Consider the following 7,583-nt stretch of genomic DNA (forward strand, 5'->3'; position numbering starts at 1 on the left):
TTGGGCAGTTTCACAGCGTCAGCAGGGTTCTTCAATAACTTGCCTTCCTTGATGGCTTGTTCGAAGGCACCGGAAATGACGTTATGAATGTGGCGGATAGTTCTGGGGGCTAGGGATCTGCCGGTGTCAGCTCTGGGTTTCAGTTTGGCGTTGTACATTAGTTGGATATCGGAGGTCTGGATTTTCTGGAGAGCCAGTGATCCCAGTGTAGGGATGATGTGGACTCTGGTCATCGTTTCATACTGTGCATAGGTCGTGGGCTTCACGTTCGGCTCGATACATTCGGCAAGCCAATAGGTCATCCAGTCCTTCACGGTCATCCTTGTAGGCTCTACAAAATTACCGGTAATTATCTGTGCTTTCGCTGCCATCATCTTGTTGTAGGCTTCTTCGTGGGATTTACCGAGATAGTTGTAGCGTTTTTTATTGCCGGTGGTGGGGTCAGTGTGGAAGAAACGGGCTTCCCATCGGCCGTCCTTGCGTTGGTATACGTTGCCTTCGCCGTTGGTGCGTTTGGTCATGATGCAGTTGCTCCCCTTTCTCAAAAAGCCTCTTGGGTCAGTTGAGATTATTGCTCGAAAAAGCAGGGGTAGCAAGTTGTTTAGCGATAGTAGGGGAGTGGATATCGCCTAAAAAAGACCAAATGGCGTGGCTTATTAATCGGGAAGATACAATTTTTTATATTCTTCAAAAGCATAATTATCCGTCATACTTGCAATATGATCACAAATTAATCTTGCAAATGTGTCATTGTCTCTCATAGAGGCCATTTTGTTTTTTGATAACATTAGTCTAGAAAAGTTTCCAGTCGGATTTCCTGGTTTAGTAAAATATTTTTTTAGTACATAATCCGGTAGTTGAGTAGGGTTTTCCCAGTAAGCCGCAAATAAACTTTTAATAATTTTTGAAGCACGTCCATCCATTACACTTACCTCAACTGATCCGAGATAAAAATTGTACATTAGGTCAGATAACTTTTTCTGCTTTTCCTTTATTGGTTTTGAAAAAGAAACAATCCATTTATCGTATCCATTTTCAGGAAAGACTCCACTTGGGTAATTTTCTTGTAGCATTATATCAGTGTTATCAGCAACATCATCAATAAGTAACCCAACTAATGGGCCAATTATATAATTTCTAAACTCACGTGTACTAAATTTCCTTACAGTTGAAATATATTCAATATCACTTATTTTGTAACTTTTGTAATCATCGAATAATCTTCTTAATCTGATAAAGGCTGAATTTATAAGTTCATCTTCCAGGAGGTCATCCGGTTTAATAATACCGGCTCTAAGTGCGTCTTCTAAATCATGGGTAGTTTGGGCTATTTCGTCTGCAATACTTACCACTTGTCCTTCTAAAGTAAATGGACAGTCGCTTTCCAATGTAAGATCTCTTAAATCTACGTTATATTTTACTTTCTCTATTTGTCCGTTTTCTTTCTTGTAATTTAATTTGGTGTGTTTTAGTATGCCATCTCTTACAGCTAAAGTAAGGTTTAAACCAATGTTTTCATTTTCCCATTGCTCTAAGTGGTCGCATAAATGAACACTCTGTAAATTATGCTTGAAACCACCAAATTTCGGTACGCCTACGGTATCTTCGTGTACTCCACTCATAATATCGTGCAAAGTTCGTTCACCGATATGACCAAAAGGAGTATGCCCGAGGTCATGTCCTAATGCGATTGCTTCAGTGAGTTCTTCATTGAGTCCCAAGAGTTTTGAAATAGATCTTGCTATTTGCGAAACTTCTAATGTATGGGTCAATCTAGTCCTATAATGATCGCCTTTGTTAGACACTAATACCTGAGTCTTATGAATAAGCCGCCTAAAAGCTCTCGAATGAATAATCTTATCTCTATCGAACTGGAATTCTAACCGTCTATCTTTCGGTTCTTTGCGAAGTCTTGTTATAGCTATACCATCATTCAATTGAGCGAAATTTTTCAAATTTTCTTTTTCTAACTTCTTATGTGTGTGGTAATCACGTAGATACTTTAAGTCCATGGGTGAGCATCACCTTTACTTATAATGTTAATCTCCGTACAGCATATTAGCTCGTCCTTTCTGCTATTCCAGCTTGGTTTAAGAAAAAACATCCGCACAATTAAATCGTCTGTCGTACGAGCAATTCCCGTTAATTTTCATAGCCTAACCAAATTACTCGTTGTTGGGAGGTTTATTGACGTCTGACATCGCCTAAGTGGTCAAATACTATTAATATGTCGATAAAGACTGAATTTTTTACCCAAAATCCCCCATCTCCCACCACACCCGCCACAACACCCCACATCCAATTCGACCCCCATTCTGGCATGAATGGTATAGCCAGTCATTTTCAAAGGCACACGGGGCTTTCTGTGGGGACGGGTTTGAAGGGTGAAGGAAATAATTAGGTGAAACCGTCGATGCTCAAGTAATAGCTGGTTTAATTGCCGGTGAAAATAACAGAGCAACCGCCCGTCCTCATAGCCTTACCGATAATCCACGTTATTGGGAGGCCAGTGGGGAGGGGCGGTTTTGTTTTGGAGAAATAACTCCTTAAAAAACATTTAAGATTCGAATTCTATAAACGTGACCATAAAACATAAAAAGGGGTGATTTAATTTGTCAATCGCAAAGAAAATTTCTGTTGCCGTTGTAACGACGATCCTGATAGGTACCATTGGGACAGCGGTGTATGCTGCCACAGCAGATACCGACATCCTTCAAGTTGTGCGAAGTGTTTGGAATAGTATCTTACCGGGCCAAACACAATTTGCTGCTCAAGCCATTGCAGATAAAGAAGCGGAGTCTCTTAACAAGCTAAACCAGTATATCGACAGCACGAAAGCTGAAATCAATCAAGTTTTAGAGACGTATACAAAAACCAAAGTTAATCAGGCGACCGCAATGCTAGATGATCAAGTAAAATCTGTACAAACACAGATGGATAGCGAAAAAGCTGCGTTCATTGAAAGCCAAAAACAGGCTATTGACAAAGCTGTGGACCAAGAGTTAGACAAGCAACTTCAACAACTGAAGGTAGATATCCAAAAAGAAAAAGGTAATAAATAGCTTTAAGGTACCGGAAGGCGGCGTTAAAGTCAGTCGAAAATAACACGGATCACAACGAACATCATAAGAAAATGGAGAACCGTCCGTAAGTGGGCGGTTTTTCTATTGTTATTAGCAAGTAAAATATAAACCTTCAAGGTTAAGATATACCAAAGATTACCTTATCCCACATAAGGCCGCTGTAATGGCCCATGTTCAATTGGACCCGAATGGTATAGCCACACCTTTTTGAAGGCACACAGGGCATTCTACGGGGTCGGGTTTGAAGAACGGAGGAAATAATTAGGTGAAATAGCCGATATTCTTGTATTAATCCGTTCATAATAACAGAACCGCCCTTTCTCACAGCCATTCCGATAAGCCACGTTATTGGAGGCCAGTGGGGAGGGGCGGTTTTTTATTTAAGACAACTTTATCTACAACATTTGAACTCACTTGGTGGTTATTATTTCCGCAAACACACTCTAAATTAGTGCATATAATATCTTACCCAATCCAAACTGCTTTTTAGCAAGGGGGAAAGTATTTGAAGAACGAATATAAGGGACCTTTAATTCTGATAATTAGTTTCTGGATGGCAATTTTTTTCTCCGCTATCGCTTACGGAAGTAGTAACGACGCAAACATTATCATTTACGGAAAAGAAACTGGGGTTAAGACCACATTTATTGATGATAGAATATGGGTACCGTTTATAGACATTTTTGCTTTTGACGGTTACAGCGTCGCGTGGGATGGGAAAAGCTCCAAGTTGGTTGCTAAGAAGGTATTATCTGATGGTGAAAGAAAGAAATACAATACTGATACATTTGAGGACTATTATATATTTATTTTAGGAAGGTCTGACTACGATCAAATCTGGACCGATACAAACGGTGGGATTAATACGGGCGGGGGAATCAACATTGAACCCGTAAGAGTTATAAATGGCGAACCCATGATTAACTTGATGACATATCTTGGAATTGTTCATGATGGCGGTGGCGTACATTGGGACCCTTTCAGTAGAACGGTAACTGTTTATAACCCTCATTAATGATGATATAGATTAGAATGTCGAGCTGATTTTTATTAGCAGTGATGAGGGGCAGGGCGACGACCCCAAATACCATGATTATCTTAAAAATCGCATATATCCAAAGAGACCCGCTGTAAACCCCTTTGTCCATTTCAACCCCCATTCTGGCATGAATGGTATAGCTGGGCGTTTTCAAAGGCATACAGGGCATTCTGTGGGGTCGAGTTTGAAGGGTAGAGGAAATAATTAGGTGAAATAGGCAATGAACAGCTAATAGCCAGGTAAATTGCCGGTCAGAATAACAGTAAACCGCCCTTCTTCACGATCTACCCGATAAGCCACGTTATTGGGAGGTCAGTGGGGAGGGGCGGTTGTTTTTCGGTGGGAAAAGTTATCACTGTACCAGATCACAAAAAAGGTTTTAACTAGGAGGTGCAAAATATAAATAAAGTAAATAACTTCAAACCAAAATCTATAACGTCGGAGGGGCATTTGAATTGAGTATAACTCCTAGAGGTATGACCATACAGGAAGCATATCGTCTATACAGAGAAAACCGGTTACTTGTAAACAGAAAGTATCAAAGGAAGTTAGTCTGGTTTCTTCATGAAAAGCAAAGTCTAATCGAAAGCATATTAAAAGGATACCCCATACCTTTGATACTCTTAGCCGAGCATGCCGAACACGATGGAAAAGGTATCTATGAAATTATTGATGGCATCCAGAGATTAAACGCTATTTTTTCGTACATTGAACAAAATTTCTCTTACAAAGACAAATATTTTGATATTAAAGAACTTGCCAGAGCGAAGCAACATGCAGACGAAAAAGATTTTATCGAAGTTTCACCTCTATGCGAAAGACTGAGTAGAACAGAATGTGCGAATTTTGTGGATTATCAACTGGCAGTGACTATTTTCCCTGCTACAAAAGAAAGTGAAATTACTGATGTATTCGGAAGAATTAATTCAGGCGGACAAAGGTTAAGTCCTCAGGATAGAAGGCAGGCTGGTGTAGTTACAAATTTTTCTCAACTTGTAAGGTCCGTATCCTCACAAATAAGGGGGGATGTTTCTAGGGACACACTTCCATTAACGAGGATGCCCGAAATAAGTATAGAACATCCTCAAGATCAATTAGGATATAGTATAAAAGCCGAAGACACTCTATGGGTAAAACAGGGAGTTATCACTATAAAACAGCTACGAGAGAGTGAAGATGAACAAATTATAGCAGATTTAGCTTCCTCAGTACTTTTGAATAAACCGATAGCAGCGAGTCAAGAACTTTATGATGACTTGTATTCACCTGATAATGAGTTATCAAAGCAGGTAGAAAATGCTTTAGCTGTTTATAAACCATCTAGACTATCACAAGAGTTAATTTCTACTTTTTCTGTTCTTAAAGATACGATTGAGAATTTCAGTAGCGAAAGATTTGCATTAAGAAAACAAGTAAACCCGAAAAGCGGGAATCCTATTAAGAACATCTTCTACACAATATTCATGGCCTTTTTTAAACTGGTTGTTGAAAAGCAAAAAACTCCAGTTAGTCCCTGTGACATAATGCAAAGCTTATATAATTTATCTAGCAGTATAACAATTAGTGCACATTACTCAAAAACAGAAGACCGTGTTAGAAACATAGATATCACAAAGGGTCTAATAGAAAAACACTTTGTTACCAGAAACCCTCCTTCACTTGGACATGGTCCAGGATTAATAATAGATTTTGAAAACTCCTTAAGAAGATCCAAGATTGAATCGGCTAAATATGAATTCAAACAAGGTATATTACAATTATCTAGCAACCGACAAATAGATAAAGATTTACTTGATAGAATTATAGAAACAATTTGCGGAATTGCTAATGTTGGTCCTCAATGTGATGGTTACTTATTTTTTGGGGTATGTGATACTGAGCAGGACGCCAAAAGAGTTAAGGAATTAGATTCGATAACTCCCCTTTTAGTTGGCGAGCATAATGTTGTAGGCATAGACAGGGAAGCAAAAAAGTTAAAGAAAAAGTTAGACAACTATATTCAAATTATCATAAAACATATACAAAACTCTAGTCTTACAAATCCCCTTAAAACACAAATCTTAGCAAACATCGATACTTTTGATTATAAGGGACTATCAGTGCTAAGAATAAGAATTCCGATACAAAACGATATATCGTTCGTGGGAAAGGTTGCTTTCACTAGAATAGGTAACTCTACGGTGAAAGTGGAAGGACCCGATTTATTAGCGTTAAACGCTCAATTTAAGAAGTAATTATTCGAGACGTAAAACCGCTGTTCCCGGAGGTGATGCGTCTTCATCCAGGAATGGCTTGAATCTCGACGGCAGCGAGATTGCTTTGGCTAACCTTAACGACAAGTGTGAGAGAAACGCCACCTTAGCTAAGGACCTCGAGTTTTTCCAAGAGCAAATCGAAGCCGCAGGGCTTACTGTTCCGAACAGCGTTCAGGAATTATTAAAGGAAATCCTTGAGAAATCGAGTAACCGGGCAGAGCTGTTTTGTGAACAGCGTGAACAGATGAAGAAACGCGTTCATTGACCTCCACAGCGATCTCGCCATCATTGGCGGGGTCGTTCTTGCTTTTGTAGCCTAAGCTGTAGAAACCGTCACTAATCCTGGGTATCCTAACTTATGGAGGTGGGACTATTGTTTGATTGGCTTGGGGAACGACGCCTAAAGCATAGAGCAGAGAAAAAGTCTATTCTGATTAAGGAACAAGCCCATAGTGAGAAAACCGCAGAAAGAATCGAGGAGTTTCTTCTACGGGTGAAATCGGCTGGGATAGAGATTCCCGCTGAGATTCAAGACTCCATCAATGAGACTTTGTTGTTCTATAAAGGGAGTGCTGAGGCATGTCGAAAAGACCTCAAACGAATCTACGCCCATTAACCTCCACTGCGATCTCGTCAATCATTGGCGAGGTCGCTTTTTTTGCGTTTACATAGCAGATGAGTTTTTGTTGGGATAAGGGAGGCTATTTGTGGCGTTCGAAGGGCCAGATGGGTCAAAACTCGTCTGCTATTGATACCATAGCAGTTGAGTTTTGAAGAATAGATCTTCTATCGGTTTAGAACACCCAGTAAAGACTGGCGTATAGTATTCAATTCTAACCTCGCAGTTTCGGCATAAAGACTCGTAAGAAAAAATGCATATAAGTGTTTTGTAATAAAAGGATATTATTGATGGCTAACGAATTACAGATTTATTATTAACAATCCCCCAATGAAAAGAGGTATCTAGTTGATGGTCGTACGAAGATATTATTCCGTAAGAACGGGTAAACATCCAGGTTTGGAAAAAATTGAGTTACCTTTGTTGAGGCGACTATTTTATGCAATCTACTCACAGTTTAACGAAAAAGATTACTTTCAAGAAGCATTTGGTTATACTTGCGTAGACTTATGTGATCGGTCAATAGTTTTGGTCGAAAAAAGGACATTAATTTTGGACTTTTTTTGGCCACTACGCATGGCCGTTTT

The 7,583-nt window shown here is 39.5% G+C and carries 7 protein-coding genes and 1 pseudogene; 6 read left to right on the top strand and 2 right to left on the bottom strand.

The features are described 5' to 3' along the window. On the bottom strand, positions 1-521 hold a 521-nt coding region (locus tag H1S01_RS19350; RefSeq protein WP_243237450.1), incomplete at its 3' end, for an N-terminal phage integrase SAM-like domain-containing protein. A gap of 135 nt (positions 522-656) precedes the next feature. Then, complete coding sequence (gene dgt, locus H1S01_RS19355; protein ID WP_188042027.1) at positions 657-2,012, bottom strand: dGTP triphosphohydrolase; 1,356 nt, start codon at positions 2,010-2,012, stop codon at positions 657-659. Positions 2,013-2,612: 600 nt separating this feature from the next. On the opposite strand from dgt, the gene H1S01_RS19360 reads away from it, so the two are divergent. The 6 genes and pseudogenes from H1S01_RS19360 to H1S01_RS21230 form a co-directional block, all read left to right on the top strand. Next, positions 2,613-3,062 carry a hypothetical protein gene (locus tag H1S01_RS19360; protein ID WP_188042028.1) on the top strand — a complete coding sequence of 150 codons (450 nt, stop codon included), beginning with the start codon at positions 2,613-2,615 and terminating at the stop codon, positions 3,060-3,062. Between the two features lie 526 nt (positions 3,063-3,588). Further along, complete coding sequence (locus H1S01_RS19365) at positions 3,589-4,098, top strand: hypothetical protein (RefSeq protein WP_188042029.1); 510 nt, start codon at positions 3,589-3,591, stop codon at positions 4,096-4,098. Between the two features lie 479 nt (positions 4,099-4,577). Next, positions 4,578-6,356, top strand: coding sequence for a GmrSD restriction endonuclease domain-containing protein (locus tag H1S01_RS19370; protein ID WP_188042030.1), 1,779 nt, complete (start codon positions 4,578-4,580; stop codon positions 6,354-6,356). A gap of 85 nt (positions 6,357-6,441) precedes the next feature. Then, positions 6,442-6,642, top strand: coding sequence for a hypothetical protein (locus H1S01_RS19375; protein WP_188042031.1), 201 nt, complete (start codon positions 6,442-6,444; stop codon positions 6,640-6,642). Between the two features lie 108 nt (positions 6,643-6,750). Further along, on the top strand, positions 6,751-6,993 hold the full coding sequence (locus H1S01_RS19380) for a hypothetical protein (protein WP_188042032.1): 243 nt from the start codon (positions 6,751-6,753) through the stop codon (positions 6,991-6,993). A gap of 354 nt (positions 6,994-7,347) precedes the next feature. Beyond that, a pseudogene (locus H1S01_RS21230) lies at positions 7,348-7,583 on the top strand (hypothetical protein); the annotation flags it as partial.

This window comes from Heliobacterium chlorum (genome assembly GCF_014502795.1).
Classification (GTDB): Bacteria; Bacillota; Desulfitobacteriia; order Heliobacteriales; family Heliobacteriaceae; genus Heliobacterium; species Heliobacterium chlorum.

Coding starts and splice junctions, on each gene's coding strand:
- dgt (WP_188042027.1), bottom strand. CDS start 2,012: ATGGACTTAAAGTATCTACGTGATTACCACACACATAAGAAGTTAGAA.